This window comes from Aminobacter niigataensis (genome assembly GCF_014200015.1).
Taxonomy (GTDB): domain Bacteria; phylum Pseudomonadota; class Alphaproteobacteria; order Rhizobiales; family Rhizobiaceae; genus Aminobacter; species Aminobacter niigataensis.
In genome coordinates, this window is sequence record NZ_JACHOT010000001.1 from 1,527,561 (window position 1) to 1,545,145 (window position 17,585).

A 17,585-nucleotide genomic window follows, 5' to 3' on the forward strand; every position below is an offset into this window, starting at 1 on the left:
CCCATCGCTCCTATCAGTTGGTCGGCGCAGATACTTGCTCCTCGCCCATTGCAGCTGCCACCGATTCATCAGTATCGGCATAAGGCACGCGATAGCCGTTGGCCGACAGCCACTCGATCGCGGCACTTGGTTCGTCGGTCTGGATCATGGTGGCGCCGCGTTCGGCCCAGAAGCCGAACACCTCGTTGGGAAAACCTGCTGTCACAGCCAGTTCGTCACCGCGACCGCCGGAGAGAAAACCGCCGGGCTTGTTGACGATGGCATGGGTGTCGACCCAGATGTGCCAGTTGTCGCGGATGGCCGCGGCCTTCACCTTGGCCGAAAACAGCGGCCCGCCTGACGCTGTCATCTCTTCGGCTTCGCCGCGCCAGGTGATCATTTCCACCGCCCGCGCCGAGAATGCCCTCCCCGCCGCCGCGATGAAGCCGGCGTCGCGCACCGCATCGTCGGCGATGATCGGCATGAACTGGAACCCGCTGCCGACCTGACTCATGGTTTGCTTGACCGAAGTCACGCGTTCGGCGCTCCAGAGGTTTGCCTTGACCACGACCTGCTCTTCCATGCCCATGGCGCGCGCCAGCACCACCATATCGGCGAGGTCGGCAGTTTCCAGCTTGTTGTCGAGATTGACCAGGATCTTGCCCTTGGTCGCCGCAAGCATCTCCCGCAGTGTCGGCACCGGCTCGTCGGTCACAGTGCCAGTGCCTTCGACGACGAGCCGGCATTGGCTGAGTTCGTCCATCGTGCGGGCGATGACCTCGCCCTTGCAATTGGTGGTCCGGTCGAGCCAGCTGTCATGCATGACGATCAACTCGCCGTCCTTCGAACGGCGTATATCGATCTCGACCATTTCGGCGCCCGAGGAGATGACGCCGCGGATCGAAGCCATGGAGTTCTCGGGATAGCGCGTCTTGCCGGCCTCCAGCCCGCCGCCGCGATGGGCCACAACCATGACGTGGTCGCGCCAACGATTGGCGTTCTCGTAGCGTTCGAGGATCTGCTCGACGCGGGAGCCGGCATGACCCGCGGTGACAATGCCGAGTGTAACAAGCAGCGAGGCTGCGCCTGCCAGGACTGTCCGCATCGGAATCGCTCCAAGGCTAGAGGATGCGTGCAACGACCTACCCGGCTGCGATGACAGGGGCGTGTAAGGCAGATGACATTCAAATGACCCGAGAAAGCGCCGGCTGCGGCCCTGTCATACGCAGTGCGCTACGGGGCTGGCATCTTGCGCCCTGCTTCTGTAGTTCTTGCGCCTCGCATTCCGATAGACCGACTGAGGAGACTGCCCATGCCCGCTTCATCGATCGATCACGCCTTTACCGCGCGGACGAACACCGGCCGTTCGAGTGATCCGACCTATGCAGGGGCACTGTCTTTCATGCGCCGCAAATATTCGAAGAACGTCGCCGGCGCCGACGCTGTCGTCTGGGGTATTCCGTTCGATGCCGCCGTCACCAACCGGCCCGGCGCACGCTTCGGCCCGCAGGCGATTCGCCGCGCGTCGGCGATCTTCGACTGCGACCCGCAATATCCGTTCAACCGCGACCTGTTCGAGGATCTCTCGGTCGTCGACTATGGCGACTGCCTGCTCGACAGCGGCAATCACCAGAAGACGCCTGGGACGATCGAACGCGAGGCGGCCAAGATCCTCAAGTCCGGCGCCTTCCTGCTGACGCTCGGCGGTGACCATTACGTCACCTGGCCGGTGCTGAAGGCGCATGCCGCGATCCACGGTCCGATGGCGCTGGTGCAGTTCGATGCGCACCAGGACACCTGGCCAGACGACGGCAAGCGCATCGACCACGGCTCGTTCGTCGGGCGCGCGGTGCGTGACGGCATCATCGACCCCGACCGCTCGATCCAGATCGGCATACGGACGCACGCGCCGGAGGATTTTGGGATCAAGATCCTCTACGGCCACGAAGTGGAGGAAATGCGCGCCGCCGACATCGCCTATGCGATTGCCGAGCGTACCGGCGGCAAGAAGACCTATGTCACCTTCGACATCGACTGCCTCGACCCGGCCTATGCACCCGGAACGGGCACGCCTGTCGCAGGTGGCCCGTCATCGGCCAAGATCCTTTCGGTGCTGCGCCAGATGACCCAGATCGATATTGTCGGCGCCGATATCGTGGAGGTTGCACCGGCCTACGACCATGCCGATATTACGGCCATCGCCGGATCGACGGTCGCGATGCACTATCTCGGCCTGCTGGCTGAACGGAAGGCACGAGACAACGGCTGAGGCGATGATTCAACGGCTTGCCGGCTTGAGTCCGATTTTGGCCACAACCCACTGACACTGCTTAATTTTCGACGGAACGACAGACAATGAAACCGAAAATCTTCATCGACGGCGAGCACGGCACCACGGGCCTCCAGATCCGGACGCGACTTGCCGCCCGCGACGATCTTGCCGTCCTGTCGATTCCGGAGGCCGAGCGCCGCAACGTCGATCTCAGGGCCGAGCGGCTGCACGAGGCCGACGTCGCCATCCTGTGCCTGCCCGACGATGCATCCAAGGAGGCTGTGCGCATCCTTGAAGGCAACAATTCGACGCGCGTCATCGACACCTCGACGGCGCACCGCGTCCACCCCGACTGGGCCTATGGTTTCGCCGAAATGGACGCTGCCCAGCGCCAGCGCATCGCCGATGCACGGCTGGTCGCCAACCCGGGCTGCTATCCCACCGGCGCCATCTCGCTCATCCGCCCGCTGGTCGCGGCAGGCATCCTTCCCGCCGACTATCCGGTCAGCGTCAATGCCGTCTCCGGCTATACCGGCGGCGGCAAGCAGATGATCGCCCAAATGGAGGACCCCAGCCGGGAGGATCACATCGCCTCGCCGCATTTCCTCTACGGGCTGCCGCTGATGCACAAGCACGTTGCCGAGATGAAGCAGCACGGCCTGCTCGAGCGGCGGCCGATCTTTGCGCCGTCGGTTGGCCGCTTTGCCCAGGGCATGATCGTGCAAGTGCCGCTGCACCTCGCCGATCTCAACGGGGCGGTGTCGATCGCCGACATCCATGCGACGCTCGCTGCGCACTATGCCGGGCAGGACATCGTCGAAGTCGTGCCGCTGGCGACCAGCGCCAAGCTTGATCGCCTCGACCCGACCGAACTGGCCGACAGCGACCGCATGAAGCTCTACGCCTTCGGCACGGAAGGCCAGGGCCAGGTCAACCTGGTCGCCCTGCTCGACAATCTCGGCAAGGGCGCCTCGGGTGCAGCCGTGCAGAACATGGACCTGATGCTCGGGCTCAAGCACTAAGGTGGATCAGGCTGCCTTTCCAGCGCGCTGGAACGTCAGCGATCCGCAGCTCATCGCAGAGACATTCTCCAGCCGCATCTGGAAAGTGCGGCTGGCCGACGGCTATCCGGCCGTCATCAAAGCCCTCAAGCCGTTCGATGACGTCGCCGACGAGCTTCGCGGCGCGCATTATCTGTCGTGGCGCGATGGCGTGGGCGCGGTGCGGCTGCTTGGCTTCGAGGGGCACAGCATGCTTCTAGAATATGCCGGCGACCGGCTTCTGGCCGACGAGTTGAACGCGCATGGCGACCGCCACGCCACCGACATAGCCAACGAGGTGATGGCAAGGCTGTTGTCGCCGTCCGACATCCCTCCCCCCGCCGACCTGCAGCCGCTGAGAGAGCGGTTCGCCAGCCTGTTCAAGAAGGCCCGGATCGACCACCATGCCGGCGTGGAGAGCCCCTATGTCGAGACGGCCGCGGTTGCCGAGCGGCTACTGTCAAACCCGCACGAATTGCGCGTGCTGCATGGCGACCTGCATCACGACAACGTCCTGCTTGGCGAGCGTGGCTGGCTGGTGATCGATCCGAAGGGCATTCTTGGCGACCCCGGCTTCGACGCGGCGAATTTCTTCTACAATCCGCTGGACCGCCAGGGCGATCTTTGTCTCGATCCGGAGCGCATCGCGCATATGGCCGAGACCTTTGCCAGAACGCTTGGCCAGCGCCCAGACGCGATCCTCGACCATGCCATCGCCTGGGGCTGCCTGTCGGCTTCCTGGCACGCGGAAGACAACAACGACGAGGACGAACAGAGCGAACTCGGCGTGGTCGCTGCAATCCGCGACGTGCGCTCTAGCTTCTGACTTCCACGTCGTTCTCCAGGGCATAAGCGCCCTTGGTGCCGCGCCAATGGGCGGTGGCGAAGATCAGCACGACCAGCGCGAATCCCTGATGCAGCAGTGCCCAGTGCATATGCGCCTGCATAAGCAATGTGCCGACGCCGATCGCGCCCTGTCCCACGATCAGCAGCGCCAGCAGCCATGCCCGGCGCGCGTGCGTCGACCCGGGTGCTGCCCGCATGGTCGAAAATGCGTGCCACAGCGCCACCACCAGAACCGTATAAGCAAACATACGGTGGACGAACTGGACCGTCTTGGGGCTTTCGAAGAAGTTGCGCCATATCGGCTCGATGACGAGCAGATCACCGGGAACGATGGCGCCATCCATCAGCGGCCAGGTATTATAGGAGAGGCCGGCATGCAGGCCGGCGACCAGCGCGCCGAGATAGATCTGGAACATGACCAGCAGCACCATGATGCCCGAGAAGCGCTGGACGCGGCGATCGGCCGGTGTTTGCGAATAGGTCGCGAGGCCGCGCGCGATGTAGGTGACGGCCATGACGATGATGCAGGCGAAGGTCAGGTGGATCGCCAACCGGTACTGGCTGACCGAAACCCGCTCCGAAAGCCCCGAGGCGACCATCCACCAGCCGATGAAGCCCTGGAAGCCGCCGAGCGCCAAAAGTCCGACCAAGCGCGGCTTGAGGCGGCGTTCGAGGCGGCCGGAGAGCCAGAAGAAGGCAAGCGGAATTGCCACCAGGAAGCCGACGCCGCGGGCGAGCAGGCGATGCGCCCATTCCCACCAGAAGATGCCCTTGAACTCGTCAACGGTCATGCCCTTGTTGATCTGCTCGTATTGCGGGATCTGCTGGTATTTTTCGAACTCTTCCTGCCATTCGGCCTGATTGAGCGGCGGGATGACGCCGTGGATCGGTTTCCACTCGGTGATGGAAAGCCCCGAACCGGTCATGCGCGTGGCGCCGCCGACCATGACAAGAGCGAACAGGACCAGGAGCACGACATAGAGCCAGCCGCGCACGAGCGTGCGATTGCGCAGTTCGCGGTTTCGCTCGGCAAGCGGTGCGGCGGTGTTGGTCATGGCTGACATTGCAATCGTTCCCGGCTCGTTCGAAACCGCGGGACTGGTGGACCATAGCGGCCCCGCTGGCAAGTTCGGCCCACGCGACACGCAGTCGCGCCGCATGTCCTCACCGGTTGCGCCGGTTGGCCAGAGCGACTATGCGGAACCTGGACAAAGGATCAAGAAATGCCCGTGCGCGTCAAGAAGCTGATCGGAACCGTGCTGCTGGTGCTGCTGGTGATCGTCTACGCGCTGATCGCGACCATGGTGGCGGTGGCACAGCTGTCGCAGTCGGGCCCGGTCGTCCACCTCGCCTTCTTCTTCTTCAGCGGGCTGCTGTGGATCCTGCCGGCGATGTGGATCATCAAATGGATGCTCAAGCCGTCGAAGGCCGCCGGCCGCTAAACATCACACAGTGACGACCCGCCGGCCGCCGTTGGCCAGCAGCGTCGTCGTGCCCGACAGCATGGCCCGCACCGCCGCGAGATCCTGATACCTGCCGTTGACCGAAAGCCTGGGAAGGGCGTGCAGGTTACCAGCATGCTCGGGCCGCAGGATGCCGTGACGCGTGGTCACCGCCGAGAGATAGCCCGCCTCGCGCGCCAGTTCGGTCTCGCGCAAACCCGCCGCCGCCGGATAGCCGTAGGGATAGGCAAAATGGCGCGGTGCATAGCCAAGCTCGACTTCGATCATGCTGCGCGAGCGGTACATCTCGCGCAATGCGACTTCCCTGCTCAAACGCTTGAGGTTGTAGTGGTGCACGGTATGCGCGCCGATGGTGACCAGCGGGTTCGCGGCACAGCGCCTGATCTCGTCCCAGTTCATCAGCAGCTTGCGGTTGAGGGCCGAAGCGTCGACGCCGGCCATTTCGGCCCAACGGCGCAGAACAGCGCGCTGATCTTCCTCGCGCACGTCCGTGGTGATGTGGGCCGACAAGCGCCGGAACGCGTTCGATCGTCCTTCCGGCGTCGAGCAATCGAGATTCACCTCGCCCTCCGGCATGGCCACAGAAAGCGGCCTGCCTGCCTCGACGATGTCGTCGAGCACCTCCCACCAAAGATCGGCGTCGCCGCCAGTCAGGCCCGAGGCGACGTAGATGGTCATCGGGGCTGCGTGCTTTTCCAAAACAGGGAGCGCTTCGGTGAGGTTGTCGCGATAGGCATCGTCGGCAGTCAATGCTGCAAACCGGCCGCCCTTGTCGCCCAAGCGCAGGCGCGCCACGGCTTCGTCCATCGAGACGAAAGCATATCCCATGCGCTTCATCTCGCCGATCAGCGCGTCGAGGAAGTGCGGCGCGATGCTGAGATGGCGGTTGGGCCCGTCCGGTCGATCGAGGAAGGCAGTGACCCGATGCAGCATGAGAATAGCGCCGACGCTGCCGACGAGCGGCCTGGCCAGCGCACCCAGCCCTGCATATCCGATCAGCATGAGAGCCAGCTTACGGGCTGCGTCGATCATTCCTTCACCTTTGGTGCGTAGGCTTGGCCGCATCGAACACGCAGGGAAACGCGTTCCACATGCCGATGAATAGCCGGCAAGGATTGAAGTATGGTTGACGCTGCCGCCCCCCGCGAAAACAGCGCCTTGTTGCGCCAGGGCGCGAATGCTGGCGACATCCTGACCGCTGTCGCCATTCCAGCCACGCGCGAGGCAATCAAGGCCTATGGCAAATCGGCAGGAGTCTCGGCACCGGCACAGTGCCCGGGATGGGTGTCTACCTGGATCGAAACGAACAATGTCGATGCGGTGATTGCGACGCTGAACGCCAAGGGACGGCCGGTGCTGTCCGTTGCGCTTGAGGTCAGCCACGAAGGGCCGTTCCGCATTGCCCGATTTCTCAGCGGCAAGCACGCGAACGGCAATTTTCCTGCAGCTGACAGGAACTGGCTTGCAACGGCAAGCACTGCCGAGATTGAAAGCCTCATCGGCTCGATCCGCCGGGCACGTCCAGATATCGACGTGGTCGCGTTCGACCGCCTCATCACCGATCTCGACGGGCTGCCCAATCCGCTGCTCAAGCTCATTTCCACGCCTAGCCCCAACGTCGCCCTGGGGGTCGACCTGGTCGGCGGTTTCGAGGCTGTTCTGACGCGCACCAGCGGCAAGAAGAAACGCAAACGGCATCGCAGCCAGGAACGCAAGTACGACGCCGTGGGCGGTGCCCGCCGTATCGTTGCGACGACAGAAGCGGACGTCAACGCCATGCTGGACGCGTTCTTCGCGATGAAGGAACAGCGTTTTGGCGCTATGGGCATTACCGACGTCTTCGCCGATGCCGGCGTCCGTACATTCTTCCGCAAGCTGTTTGTCGATGCACTGCAGAAAGACCCGTCGCCCTTTATCCTTCACGGCCTGGACGTCGGCGGAAAATACCGCGCGGTCACCGGGTCGAGCCGCGCCGGCAACCGCATGGTCTGCGAATTCGGCGCCATCGCCGACGACGAACTGGGCTATGTCAGCCCGGGCGAATACCTGTTCTTCGACAACATCTCCGAGGCTTGCGACCAGGGCTTCGACATCTACGATTTCAGCGTCGGCGACGAGCCGTACAAACGGCAATGGTGCGATATCGAAATCCAGCACGCCGACGTTCTGGTGCCGATGACGGCAAAGGGCCGGCTCTATGCGCTCGGGCTGAAGTCGACCGCGCGGCTCAAGAGCGCGGTCAAAAACAACACCACGTTATGGGCCGTGGTAAAGCGTCTGCGTTCGGGCGTGCGCGGCAAGGCTTCGCCTGCAGGGGAAGACTAGGCCGCCGAGCGCGTCGGCTGTGGCGTCGTCGGCAAGTCATGGCCAACCGGAGTCACAAGGATGACATCCTCATAGCCGCCAGCACGCAGGCCATCGGCCACATCGGCGATCTCGTCGTCATGCTGAAGGAAGCTGACCAGCACCTCGGTACCGTCGCCGACCAGGCGCCTGATCTCGTCGGCATCGGCCGGGCCGCATTCGACGACCACCAGATCATAGGCCGTCGTCAACGATTCCATGATGATCGGCAACCGATCGGCGGCACGCATGGCGCGCGCCGGATCGGCGGTGCCCACCGGCATGACATCGCAGTCCGAATAGTGGTCGGCGCGGATGACATCGCTAAACTGGGCCTCCGAAGCCAGCAGGTTGGTGATGCCGGGATAGCGGCCACCATCGAGCATCGGCCGAGAGGCAGCACCTGAGGCGGTCAGATCGAGCAACAGCACGCGCAGGCCGGTGTCGGCCACTTCGCGGGCCACAAGTACCGCGGTCGCCGCCGCGTCATCACCTTCGGGCGAAATGAAGATTGCGCGCGCGGCACCGCCAGCGATGAGCTTTTCGGCTGCCGTCTCGATGCTGATGCCGGCATGGACGATCGGCGCGGCTGGCGTCGCGGCAACGAGCGGCTCTTCGTCGTCAAGCGGCTGAACTTCTGCCTGCGTGTCTTCGTATTCTACGGCGACGACCGGCTCTCCGGCATCATCCCACGACCGGGGCTCCGCTTCGTCGGGCAGGCTTGCCGCGCGGCGCACCGGCATGGGAACCTGTGTCACCGGTGACACGCGGGAACCGGCAGCCGGGCGCATCGCACGGCCGGAGAACAGCTCCCGCAGCAATGTGAAGATCGCCATCAACAGCAGCGAACCGACGAAAGCCGCACCGACGATCGGCATGACCTTGGGGAAATAGGATTCGGACGGCACGATGGCGCGCGAAAAGACGCGTGCGTCGACCGGAAGATAGTTGCGATCCTGACGCGAGGAGGCCTCGCGGTAGCGGGTCAGGTAGGATTCGAGAAGCGCGCGCTGGGCGGCTGCCTCGCGCTCGAGCGCCCGCAGCTCGACTTCTTCTTCCGACACGCGCCCGGATTCCACTTTCAGCCTGTTGAGGTCGGCAACCAGCTGCTTTTCGCGAAGATCGGCGCTCGCCGCCTCATTGACCAGGCCCGCAAGAACCTTTTCCGCCTGCGCACGTATCTGGACATCCAGGTCGGCAAGTTGGGAATTGAGCGCCTTGATGCGTGGATGATTGGGCAGCAGGGTCGTCGAAAGATCGGCAATGTCGGTCCGCAGTTGGATCTGCCGCTCGCGCAGGCGCTGGATAAGGCCCGAAGACAGAACCTCCGGCACCGCGTCGATCGAGCCGCCGTTCTTCAATGCCTGGCGCACGCTCTGGGCTGTCGCCTCGGCGGCCGAGCGGTTGGCACGAACGCGCGACAATTCGCTGGAGAGTTCGGAAAGCTGCTGGGTGGCAAGCGCAGAATTGTTCTGGCCGATCAACAGGTCGGACTGCGACCGGAAGCTGGCGACGCGCGCTTCGGCATCCTTGACGCGCTGGTTCAGGTCGGCGATTTCGGGCTTCAGCCAGTCGGTCGCCTCGGTGCTCGACTCGAGCTTGGACGTGCGCTGGAAGGCCAGATAGGCGTCGGCAATGGCGTTCGGCACTTCCGCGGCGAGCTTGGGATCCGATGACGAGAACTGGATGACGATGACGCGCGACTTCTCGACGCGATAGATGGTCAGCTGCTCGCGGAACGCCTTGAGTACACGTTCCTCCGGCGGCATTTCATTTGGATCGGCCTTGAGCCCGGCAATGACCAGAAAACGCGAAATCGTCGACATTTCTTCGGCCGCGTCGAATTCCGGCCGGCTTGCCAGATCGAGCTGCTTGGCAACCTGCTTGAGGATGTCGGTCGAACCGATGACCTCGACCTGACTGGTCACCCCCTCCTCGTCGAGCATGGGTCGTTCGTTCTCGCCGCTGCCGTCGGGTCGCGTGAAGACCGATTCCCGCGTTTCGATCAAAAGGCGCGTCTCGGCGCGGTAATGAGGCGTCGCCAGCGAAGCAAGCACAAAGGCCAGACCGGTGACGGCCAATGCAACCAACAGCAAGCGCAGCCAGTTTCTCGCAAGACTGGCGAAGAGATGGCCGAGATCAACATCGACATCACCGGCAGTGGATTGGACGCCAGACATGCATTCCTACTCCCGAGGCTAGGCAGGCTGCATGGTAAACAAACATGGTAACTCAGGCGTTAACATCGCCGAGCGGCATTCTCCTGCGCTCAATCAAGATCGGCCAGCCCTTTACCCGGCATTAACCCTAACAAGACGATAACGGACGCGAACCGATATCCCGCAGCGTGGCGGCAAGCAGTCGAAGGTGTGTCTGCCGAAATGAAAAGCTCCCTTCCCGTCAGCCACGCGCTTGTTGCCGTCATGCTCGCCCTCACCGGCTGCTCGAGCTACAAACCGGCACCGGCTGCTTTTCATGAGGTTCTCGACCAGCCCTACCGCCTCGGCGCAGGCGACCGCATCCGGGTCACCGTATTCGAGCAGGAAGGACTGACCAACACCTACAGCGTCGACCAGTCGGGCTACATCTCCTTCCCGCTCGTCGGCGGCGTTGCGGCGCGCGGCTACACCGCGCAGGAAGTCGAGAAGGCATTGGCAGCCAAGCTGCGCCAGGGTTATCTGCGCGATCCCGACGTTTCGGTCGAGGTCGACCGCTACCGGCCGATCTTCGTCATGGGCGAAGTCGGAGCCGCAGGCCAATATTCCTATGTTCCCGGGCTGACCGTGCAAAAGGCCGTGGCCATGGCCGGCGGCTACAGCGCCCGCGCCAACCAGGGCAATGTCGACATCACCCGCGACATCAACGGGAAGGTGATGACCGGTCGTGTATTGACCAGCGACCCGCTCCTGCCCGGTGATACGATCTACGTCCGCGAACGGCTGTTCTAAGTCGCCGTGCAGCAGACCGTGCCCCGCAAACTCCGGATCGTCCACTGCTTCAGGTCGCCGGTCGGCGGCATCTTCAGGCATGTGCGCGACCTGACCGAGGCGCAGGTGGCAGCCGGCCATCAGGTCGGCATCATCTGCGACTCGACGACCGGCGGCGAACACGAGGAGCGCCTGTTCGAGGCGATCCGGCCCATGCTCGCACTGGGCATCAAGCGCACATCAATGCAGCGCCACGTCGGCCCCGGCGACATTGCCGACGGCTGGCGCACCTACAAGATCATCAAGGAATTGCGGCCGGACGTGCTGCACGGGCACGGCGCCAAGGGTGGCGTCTATGCACGTGCGTTCGGCTCACTGTTGCGGGTTTCAAGGTATTGCGTGGCCCGCCTCTATTCGCCGCATGGCGGCAGTCTGCACTATGACGAGAGGACCGTCACCGGAAAGCTGTTCTTCGGCCTCGAACGCCTGATGGAACGCTTCACCGACCACCTCTTGTTCGTCTCCGACTACGAACGCCGCACCTTCATCCGCAAGGTCGGCGCGCCGCGCGTGCCGAACAGCCTGGTCTACAACGGGCTGAGAGACGAAGAATTCGAGCCAGTGCCCGCCGGCGGCGCCGACTTTCTCTATATCGGGATGATGCGCGACCTGAAGGGCCCAGACCTTTTCATCGATGCGCTGGGCAGACTGCGGCAAAATCTCGACCGCAAGGTCACTGCCGTGATGGTCGGCGACGGCGAGGATCTGCCGCGCTACCGTGCGCAGGTCGAAAGACTTGGCCTCGCCGACGACGTCCGCTTCATGCCGCCCATGCCGGCCCGGCAGGCATTCGCCCTTGCCGGCTGCGTCGTGGTGCCCTCGCGTGCCGAAGCCATGCCCTACATCGTGCTCGAGGCGTTGGCCGCGGGCAAGCCGATCATTGCGACTGCCGTCGGCGGCATTCCTGAAATCCTGGGAGCGAACTCCCCTGCCCTTGTCATGCCAAGTGCCGAGGAAATCAGCAAGAAGATGCGATTGGTGCTGGAAAGGCCCGATACATACGCAAAACTGATGCCTGGGGCTGTCGATCTGAAGTCCCGCTTCGGGGTGGCTGTGATGGCGAGCGATGTCGAGAAAGCATATTTCTCGGCCCTCTTGCCGCGCCGCGGCTGAATACCTTTAGAAGTCGCCCGACCCGCTCAAGAGTTTCTTAGCTCATCTTTGTTATGCCGATCTGGCAATCGGGCAGCCGACCAACAGATCGACGACAATGACCAACTCCGACCCCAAGCACCGCTTCAGCGCGGAAGCCGTCAAGGCGGCTAGCGGCGACGGCACGAAGTCCGATACCGCCAAGCTGAGCAGCGTCGCCCAGGAAGTGGCGGCCCAATACCGGCGCGACACCATGTCCCCGGTCATGGTCAGCGGCTGGCTGCGCCTCGCCGAGTTCGCTTTTCTTGTTGTGTCAGGACTGGCGCTCTATGCCTACCATGTCGGCTTCCTCAGCCATCTCAGCTGGCAATACCCGCTCGTCATCCTGGCTGGGTCCTTTGCAGCGGTCCTCTTCTTCGAAGTCATGGACTGCTACCAGTTGCAATCGCTGCTGCGGCCGAGCGGCTCGATCGGGCGGATCGCCCTGGGTTGGGCAACGACCTTTGCGCTGATGTCGCTTACGGCCTTCTTCATGAAGGTTTCGGCAGAATATTCCCGCCTGCTGTTCGGCAGCTGGTTCGTCCTTGGCCTGTCGTTGCTGATCGGGTTGCGCCTGGTCATGGCGCGCGTCATCCGCAAGTGGGCGCGCAACGGGCGGATGGAGCGGCGCGCCGTCATCGTCGGCGGCGGCAAGGCCGCCGAGGTGCTTATCCGATCGATCGAGCAGCAGCCCTACAACGACATCCGCATCTGCGGCATCTTCGACGACCGCGACGACAGGCGCTCGCCGCCGATCGTCGCCGGCTATCCGAAGCTGGGGACCGTCTCGGAACTGCTGGAGTTCGCGCGCATCGCCCGCATCGACATGCTGATCGTCTCGCTGCCGCTGACGGCGGAGACCAGGGTGCTGCAGCTGCTGAAGAAACTGTGGGTGCTTCCGGTCGACATCCGGCTGTCGGCGCATTCCAACCAGTTGCAGTTCCGGCCACGCGCCTATTCCTACATCGGCGCCGTGCCGATGCTCGACATCTTCGACAAGCCGATCAACGACTGGGATTCGGTTGCCAAACGCGCATTCGACATCGCATTCAGCCTGCTCGGCATCATCGTCTTTTCGCCTGTCATGATCGCCACCGCCATCGCCATCAAGCTCGACAGCAAGGGCCCGATTCTGTTCCAGCAGAAGCGCCACGGCTTCAACAACGAGGTGATCGAGGTCTACAAGTTCCGCTCGATGTATACGGACCAGTCGGACCCGTCGGCGCGCAAGAGCGTGACCAAGAACGACCCTCGCGTCACCCGTGTCGGCCGCTTCATCCGAAAGGCCTCGATCGACGAGCTGCCGCAGTTCTTCAATTCGCTGTTCGGAAGCCTGTCGCTCGTCGGTCCACGCCCGCACGCGATCGCGGCCCAATCGCACAACCTGCTCTATAATGAAGTGGTCGATGGCTACTTCGCCCGCCACAAGGTCAAACCCGGCGTCACCGGCTGGGCACAGATCAACGGCTGGCGCGGCGAGATGGACACCGATGAGAAGATCCGCAAGCGCACGGAATTCGATCTCTACTACATCGAGAACTGGTCTCTCTGGTTCGATATGAAGATCCTGTTCCTGACGCCGATCCGCCTGCTCGACACGGAAAACGCCTATTGAGCGCGATCACCTACGATCTGCCGCGGGCTGCGATCAATGCCAAGCTGATCGGGCTGATTTCCACCGGCGCCATTGCGCTGGGCGTGTTGCTGTCCGGGTTCGTCATCCGCGAGCCTGCCCCATACGAGCTCTACATGGCCGGGCTGATCGCCGTCTGGTCGCTCTTCGGGTTGCGCATCACGCGGGCCATCACGCCGCTGGTTGTCCTACTCGTGGTGTTCAACATCGGCGGCATGATTTCGATGACCCAGATGTCGAACCTGATGGGCACGCCGCTCTATCTCGCGGTGTCGCTGTTCCTGGCCTTCACCGCGATCTTCTTTGCCGCGGTGACCGAGACCGATCCGAAACTCTACCGGGTCATCTTCCTGTCCTGGGTGACGTCGGCCGTGGTCACCTCCGTGCTCGGCATTCTCGGATATTTCGGCGCCGTGCCAGGGGCCGAGATGTTCACAAAATTCGGCCGCGCCGCCGGCGCTTTCCAGGACCCCAACGTCTTCGGGCCGTTCCTGGCCCTGCCGGGCATCTACCTGCTCTACCGCGTCTTGACCGAACGTCCCGCCAGGATGGCGCTGCATGCGGTGCTGCTGCTGGTCGTCACCGGCGGAATCTTCCTGTCCTTCTCGCGCGGTGCCTGGGGCCTGTTTGGCGCGTCGGCAATCCTGCTCACCGGCTTCCTGTTCCTGCAGAGCAACAGCGGCCGTTTCCGGCTCAGGATCGCAGTCATGAGCATGGCCGTCGTGACATTGCTGGCTGCCGCACTGCTCGTTGCGCTCCAGATTCCCGGCATCGGCGAACTGTTCGCGACACGCGCCCAGCTCGTGCAGGATTATGATGGGGCGCGGCTCGGCCGCTTCGCCCGCTACGCCATCGGTTTCCTGCTGGCCACCGAAAAGCCGCTCGGCATCGGTCCGCTGGTCTTCGGCCAGATCTATGGCGAGGACACGCACAACATCTGGCTGAAGGCGCTGATGGACTATGGCTGGCTCGGCTTCGCCAGCTACCTGACGCTGATCGTGTGGACCGTAGCCGCTGGCTTCCGCATCCTCCTGCGCAACCGGCCGTGGCAGCCCTACCTGCTGTCTGCCTATGTCGTGTTCCTCGGCCACATCGCCCTTGGCACCGTCATCGACACCGACCACTGGCGCCATTTCTACCTGCTGCTCGGGCTGATCTGGGGCGCGATCGCGCTCGAGGCACGCCACCAGCGCGCCTTCGACGCCGCCAACTGACGCGGTCATTGCCGGCGATTGCGCCCATCATTCCGGCTTGGCGAACGTTGCGGCACCCATTTGCCGGCTCAAATTGCCGTGAGCGATTTGTGACACAGAGTTACCGCTCGGCCAGTGGCAATCAGACAGATAGGCGCCTATGTGTCTGTGGTAAGCGAAATGGCCGACAAAAAATTCCGGCCACGCTACCGAAAAGTGAAAGGAATAATACAATGAACAAGCTCATCCTCGCCGCTTCCGCATTTGCTCTTATGACCGGCGCTGCACTTGCTTCGTCCTCTGACGGTGTTGTTGCCAAGATCAATGCCGACGCTCGCGTCATTACTCTCGAGAGCGGCCAGAGCTACACCGTTCCGCGTGACGTTGCTCTGCCCGCGATCCAGGCCGGCGAAAAGATCTCGATCCAACTCAACGACGAAGGCGACCGCGTCCAGAGCGTTCTGCGCTAAGCCGCCACCAACGATGGCTTGATGCCCCAATCAAACTGTCGCGATTGCCAAAACAAAGCCATGGGTCCTCCCACCCATGGCTTTCTTTGCGTTTGGCGCCCGGGCAACCGGCAACATGCGATGGGCCAACAGCTAGAACCCAACGCATCCGCAAACGACTGCGCCTTGAGGCACCCGCATGCTCGGCGCCTCCCTTGCCTGGCTGGCTGAAGCCCCTCCTCCCTATCCCTCTCGTCCACGCCCCGCGACCGCAAGGCGACAAGGTCCAGCCATCCTCCACTGAGTGCGGCGGCCAGACCCCAATACTTGGTGCCCTGCATCAAGAGATAGCAGCCTGCGAAAGAAGGCCATCGGCCCTTCTTTGCGTTTGGACTTCCGGATAGCCACCGAGCAACCCGCTCTCTCGGCGCCCGCCGCACTCATCCGCCGGAAATCCCATCACCGCCTGCCGGCAGCCCCAAAGCCAGCGCCCCCGGCATCGCCTGCCCCTTTGTACCAGGCGCAGGCACCAATTCCGCACCGGCAGCGCCGGCCACCAGAGTTCGGGCATCCACCGCAACGAGTCACATCCGCAGCCGGCCATTGCACACACGGAGCCGCTTTTGTGAACAGTCCGGCACCATTTGCCGGCTCAACACGGCGTGACTGCTTTGTGAATCAGAGTGACCACCCGGCCCGTAGCAATCACAGAGATAGGCACCTATCTGATTGTGGTAAGCGAAATGACGAAATAAACGCCTCGTCCTCGCTACGAAAAAATGAAAGGAATACGAAAATGAGCAAGATCATCCTCGCCGCATCGGCACTTTCTATCATGGCAGGCGCTGCCTTTGCTTCGCCAGCTAACGGAATTGTTGGAAATATCAACACAGGCACCCGTGTCATTACTCTTGAAAGCGGCAAGAGCTTTACCATCCCGCACGACGTTGCCCTGCCTGCGATCCAGGCCGGCGACACCGTCTCGCTCCAACTGAACGATGAAGGCGACAAGGTCCAGGCCGTCCTCCGCTAAGTGCGGCGACTCCGAGACTTGGTGACCTGCAACAAGAAATAGCAGCCCGACAAAGATTTCGGCCTCGCTACGGACCTATGAAAGGAATACGAAAATGAAGACGATCATCCTCGCCGCCTCTGCACTTTCGATCATGACCGGCGCCGCATTTGCCTCGACTGCAAGTGGTGTCGTTGGCAACATCAATGCGGACACGCGCGTCATTACCCTGGAGAGCGGCAAGAGCTACACCGTTCCGCGTGACGTCGCCCTGCCCGTGATCCAGGCCGGCGAAACCGTCTCGATCCATTTCAACGACGAAGGCGACAAGGTCCGGGCGGTTCTCCGCTAAGTGAGGCCGCATCGAGAGGCCGATTTCCGTCGGCCTGTCAGACTCAGAAAAGCCATGGGCCCCCACCCGTGGCTTTTTCTTTTTCCACGATCAGCGCCATTGCTTCAACGCCGGCCCAGGCGTCGCGCGTGAACGATGACTTTCCATTCCGGTTTCAGCGCGCAGGGCAAGATCGCGTGATCAAAACGTGTCCCGAGTTTACCGCGGCGGCAGCAACAAGCGGACGCTGCCGGTCGTAGTTGTAGATGTCACCCGAGGTGCCCCAGGGCCCCGGACCTCAACAACCACCATAGGGAGTTACGATCATGAACAAGCTCATTCTTGCCGCCGCCGCGATAGCCCTTTTTTCAGGCTCGGCCCTCGCATCCGACGCCAGCGGCATCGTCGCCCGGTTCAATGCCGGCGCTCGCGTCATCACCCTGGATCATGGCGGCAGCTATACGATTCCGCGCGACGTTGCCTTGCCGTCGATCAAGGTGGGCGAGAAGGTGACGATCCTGCTCAACGACGAAGGCGACGTCGTCCGCAACGTCTTTGTCAGCCCGCAGTCGATGATGTGACTGCCGGTGCCGTCAGCGGCACGCTACGATCAACGCCATGGGCGCAAGCGTCCATGGCGTTCTTGCGGAACACCGTTGCGAGCCGTTGTGCTCGCAATGCAAATGGAAATCAGGGGAAGGGATATAATGGTCGGAGTGGCCGGATTCGAACCGACGACCCCTTGACCCCCAGTCAAGTGCGCTACCGGGCTGCGCTACACTCCGGACCGAGGGGAGCCATATATATTCAGGGTTTGCGGCGCAAGGCCTAAAACGCTCGCCGAGAACAGAAGCCGATCATTTCCGGCAATGTGGGATCAAGCCAGACGAAAAGTCCCACGAAAAG

17 protein-coding genes and 1 tRNA gene are annotated in these 17,585 nt (G+C 62.8%); 13 read left to right on the top strand and 5 right to left on the bottom strand.

The window, feature by feature from the left end:
- Positions 1-13: 13 nt before the first annotated feature.
- Positions 14-1,084, bottom strand: coding sequence for a glycerophosphodiester phosphodiesterase family protein (locus GGQ99_RS07790; RefSeq protein WP_183261801.1), 1,071 nt, complete (start codon positions 1,082-1,084; stop codon positions 14-16).
- Between the two features lie 207 nt (positions 1,085-1,291).
- On the opposite strand from GGQ99_RS07790, the gene speB reads away from it, so the two are divergent.
- The 3 genes from speB (at position 1,292) to GGQ99_RS07805 (ending at position 4,117) form a co-directional block, all read left to right on the top strand.
- Entirely contained in the window at positions 1,292-2,248 is a 957-nt protein-coding gene (speB, locus tag GGQ99_RS07795; protein ID WP_183261803.1) for an agmatinase, read from the top strand.
- A gap of 86 nt (positions 2,249-2,334) precedes the next feature.
- Positions 2,335-3,273, top strand: a complete 939-nt coding sequence (argC, locus tag GGQ99_RS07800; protein WP_108608468.1) for an N-acetyl-gamma-glutamyl-phosphate reductase — start codon at positions 2,335-2,337, stop codon at positions 3,271-3,273.
- A gap of 1 nt (position 3,274) precedes the next feature.
- Positions 3,275-4,117 carry an aminoglycoside phosphotransferase family protein gene (locus tag GGQ99_RS07805; RefSeq protein WP_183261805.1) on the top strand — a complete coding sequence of 281 codons (843 nt, stop codon included), beginning with the start codon at positions 3,275-3,277 and terminating at the stop codon, positions 4,115-4,117.
- On the opposite strand, the gene GGQ99_RS07810 is transcribed toward GGQ99_RS07805, so the two are convergent.
- Positions 4,107-5,201, bottom strand: coding sequence for a COX15/CtaA family protein (locus GGQ99_RS07810; RefSeq protein WP_183261807.1), 1,095 nt, complete (start codon positions 5,199-5,201; stop codon positions 4,107-4,109). The genes GGQ99_RS07805 and GGQ99_RS07810 overlap by 11 nt on opposite strands.
- A gap of 159 nt (positions 5,202-5,360) precedes the next feature.
- Between GGQ99_RS07810 and GGQ99_RS07815 the strand changes: the two genes are divergently transcribed.
- Positions 5,361-5,579 (top strand): DUF2842 domain-containing protein, encoded by a 219-nt coding sequence (locus GGQ99_RS07815; protein WP_183261809.1) that lies wholly within the window; start codon positions 5,361-5,363, stop codon positions 5,577-5,579.
- A gap of 3 nt (positions 5,580-5,582) precedes the next feature.
- On the opposite strand, the gene GGQ99_RS07820 is transcribed toward GGQ99_RS07815, so the two are convergent.
- Complete coding sequence (locus tag GGQ99_RS07820) at positions 5,583-6,632, bottom strand: polysaccharide deacetylase family protein (RefSeq protein ID WP_183261811.1); 1,050 nt, start codon at positions 6,630-6,632, stop codon at positions 5,583-5,585.
- A 90-nt stretch (positions 6,633-6,722) separates the two neighbouring features.
- Between GGQ99_RS07820 and GGQ99_RS07825 the strand changes: the two genes are divergently transcribed.
- Positions 6,723-7,925: a GNAT family N-acetyltransferase gene (locus GGQ99_RS07825; protein WP_183261813.1), complete on the top strand. Its 1,203-nt coding sequence runs from the start codon at positions 6,723-6,725 to the stop codon at positions 7,923-7,925.
- Here the strand turns inward: GGQ99_RS07825 and GGQ99_RS07830 are convergent.
- The gene (locus GGQ99_RS07830) at positions 7,922-10,123 is read right to left on the bottom strand and encodes a GumC family protein (RefSeq protein ID WP_183261814.1); all 2,202 of its coding nucleotides are present in this window, start codon (positions 10,121-10,123) and stop codon (positions 7,922-7,924) included. The two genes, GGQ99_RS07825 and GGQ99_RS07830, sit on opposite strands and share 4 nt — an antisense overlap.
- A gap of 201 nt (positions 10,124-10,324) precedes the next feature.
- Here GGQ99_RS07830 and GGQ99_RS07835 point away from each other — a divergent pair, with 201 nt between their 5' ends.
- From GGQ99_RS07835 to GGQ99_RS07870, 8 genes are all read left to right on the top strand, one after another.
- Positions 10,325-10,891: a polysaccharide biosynthesis/export family protein gene (locus tag GGQ99_RS07835; RefSeq protein WP_183261816.1), complete on the top strand. Its 567-nt coding sequence runs from the start codon at positions 10,325-10,327 to the stop codon at positions 10,889-10,891.
- 18 nt (positions 10,892-10,909) lie between these two features.
- On the top strand, positions 10,910-12,043 hold the full coding sequence (locus GGQ99_RS07840) for a glycosyltransferase (protein ID WP_183261818.1): 1,134 nt from the start codon (positions 10,910-10,912) through the stop codon (positions 12,041-12,043).
- Positions 12,044-12,140: 97 nt separating this feature from the next.
- Positions 12,141-13,676 carry an undecaprenyl-phosphate glucose phosphotransferase gene (locus GGQ99_RS07845; RefSeq protein WP_108608475.1) on the top strand — a complete coding sequence of 512 codons (1,536 nt, stop codon included), beginning with the start codon at positions 12,141-12,143 and terminating at the stop codon, positions 13,674-13,676.
- Positions 13,673-14,908, top strand: coding sequence for an O-antigen ligase family protein (locus tag GGQ99_RS07850; protein ID WP_183261820.1), 1,236 nt, complete (start codon positions 13,673-13,675; stop codon positions 14,906-14,908). The genes GGQ99_RS07845 and GGQ99_RS07850 overlap by 4 nt, the downstream gene beginning before the upstream one ends.
- A gap of 212 nt (positions 14,909-15,120) precedes the next feature.
- On the top strand, positions 15,121-15,357 hold the full coding sequence (locus GGQ99_RS07855) for a DUF1344 domain-containing protein (RefSeq protein WP_108608477.1): 237 nt from the start codon (positions 15,121-15,123) through the stop codon (positions 15,355-15,357).
- A gap of 775 nt (positions 15,358-16,132) precedes the next feature.
- Entirely contained in the window at positions 16,133-16,369 is a 237-nt protein-coding gene (locus GGQ99_RS07860; protein WP_183261822.1) for a DUF1344 domain-containing protein, read from the top strand.
- A 94-nt stretch (positions 16,370-16,463) separates the two neighbouring features.
- Positions 16,464-16,700: a DUF1344 domain-containing protein gene (locus GGQ99_RS07865; RefSeq protein ID WP_183261823.1), complete on the top strand. Its 237-nt coding sequence runs from the start codon at positions 16,464-16,466 to the stop codon at positions 16,698-16,700.
- Between the two features lie 305 nt (positions 16,701-17,005).
- Positions 17,006-17,260, top strand: coding sequence for a DUF1344 domain-containing protein (locus GGQ99_RS07870; protein ID WP_183261825.1), 255 nt, complete (start codon positions 17,006-17,008; stop codon positions 17,258-17,260).
- 127 nt (positions 17,261-17,387) lie between these two features.
- On the opposite strand, the gene GGQ99_RS07875 is transcribed toward GGQ99_RS07870, so the two are convergent.
- Positions 17,388-17,464 (bottom strand) — tRNA-Pro (locus tag GGQ99_RS07875).
- Positions 17,465-17,585 lie beyond the last annotated feature (121 nt).

Bases quoted from the DNA above. Each gene is read 5' to 3' on its own strand.
- GGQ99_RS07855 (WP_108608477.1), top strand. From the start codon at position 15,121: ATGAACAAGCTCATCCTCGCCGCTTCCGCATTTGCTCTTATGACCGGC.
- GGQ99_RS07860 (WP_183261822.1), top strand. From the start codon at position 16,133: ATGAGCAAGATCATCCTCGCCGCATCGGCACTTTCTATCATGGCAGGC.
- GGQ99_RS07815 (WP_183261809.1), top strand. From the start codon at position 5,361: ATGCCCGTGCGCGTCAAGAAGCTGATCGGAACCGTGCTGCTGGTGCTG.
- argC (WP_108608468.1), top strand. From the start codon at position 2,335: ATGAAACCGAAAATCTTCATCGACGGCGAGCACGGCACCACGGGCCTC.
- GGQ99_RS07825 (WP_183261813.1), top strand. From the start codon at position 6,723: ATGGTTGACGCTGCCGCCCCCCGCGAAAACAGCGCCTTGTTGCGCCAG.
- GGQ99_RS07830 (WP_183261814.1), bottom strand. From the start codon at position 10,123: ATGTCTGGCGTCCAATCCACTGCCGGTGATGTCGATGTTGATCTCGGC.
- GGQ99_RS07845 (WP_108608475.1), top strand. From the start codon at position 12,141: ATGACCAACTCCGACCCCAAGCACCGCTTCAGCGCGGAAGCCGTCAAG.
- speB (WP_183261803.1), top strand. From the start codon at position 1,292: ATGCCCGCTTCATCGATCGATCACGCCTTTACCGCGCGGACGAACACC.
- GGQ99_RS07820 (WP_183261811.1), bottom strand. From the start codon at position 6,632: ATGATCGACGCAGCCCGTAAGCTGGCTCTCATGCTGATCGGATATGCA.
- GGQ99_RS07810 (WP_183261807.1), bottom strand. From the start codon at position 5,201: ATGTCAGCCATGACCAACACCGCCGCACCGCTTGCCGAGCGAAACCGC.
- GGQ99_RS07865 (WP_183261823.1), top strand. From the start codon at position 16,464: ATGAAGACGATCATCCTCGCCGCCTCTGCACTTTCGATCATGACCGGC.
- GGQ99_RS07790 (WP_183261801.1), bottom strand. From the start codon at position 1,084: ATGCGGACAGTCCTGGCAGGCGCAGCCTCGCTGCTTGTTACACTCGGC.
- GGQ99_RS07835 (WP_183261816.1), top strand. From the start codon at position 10,325: ATGAAAAGCTCCCTTCCCGTCAGCCACGCGCTTGTTGCCGTCATGCTC.
- GGQ99_RS07870 (WP_183261825.1), top strand. From the start codon at position 17,006: ATGAACAAGCTCATTCTTGCCGCCGCCGCGATAGCCCTTTTTTCAGGC.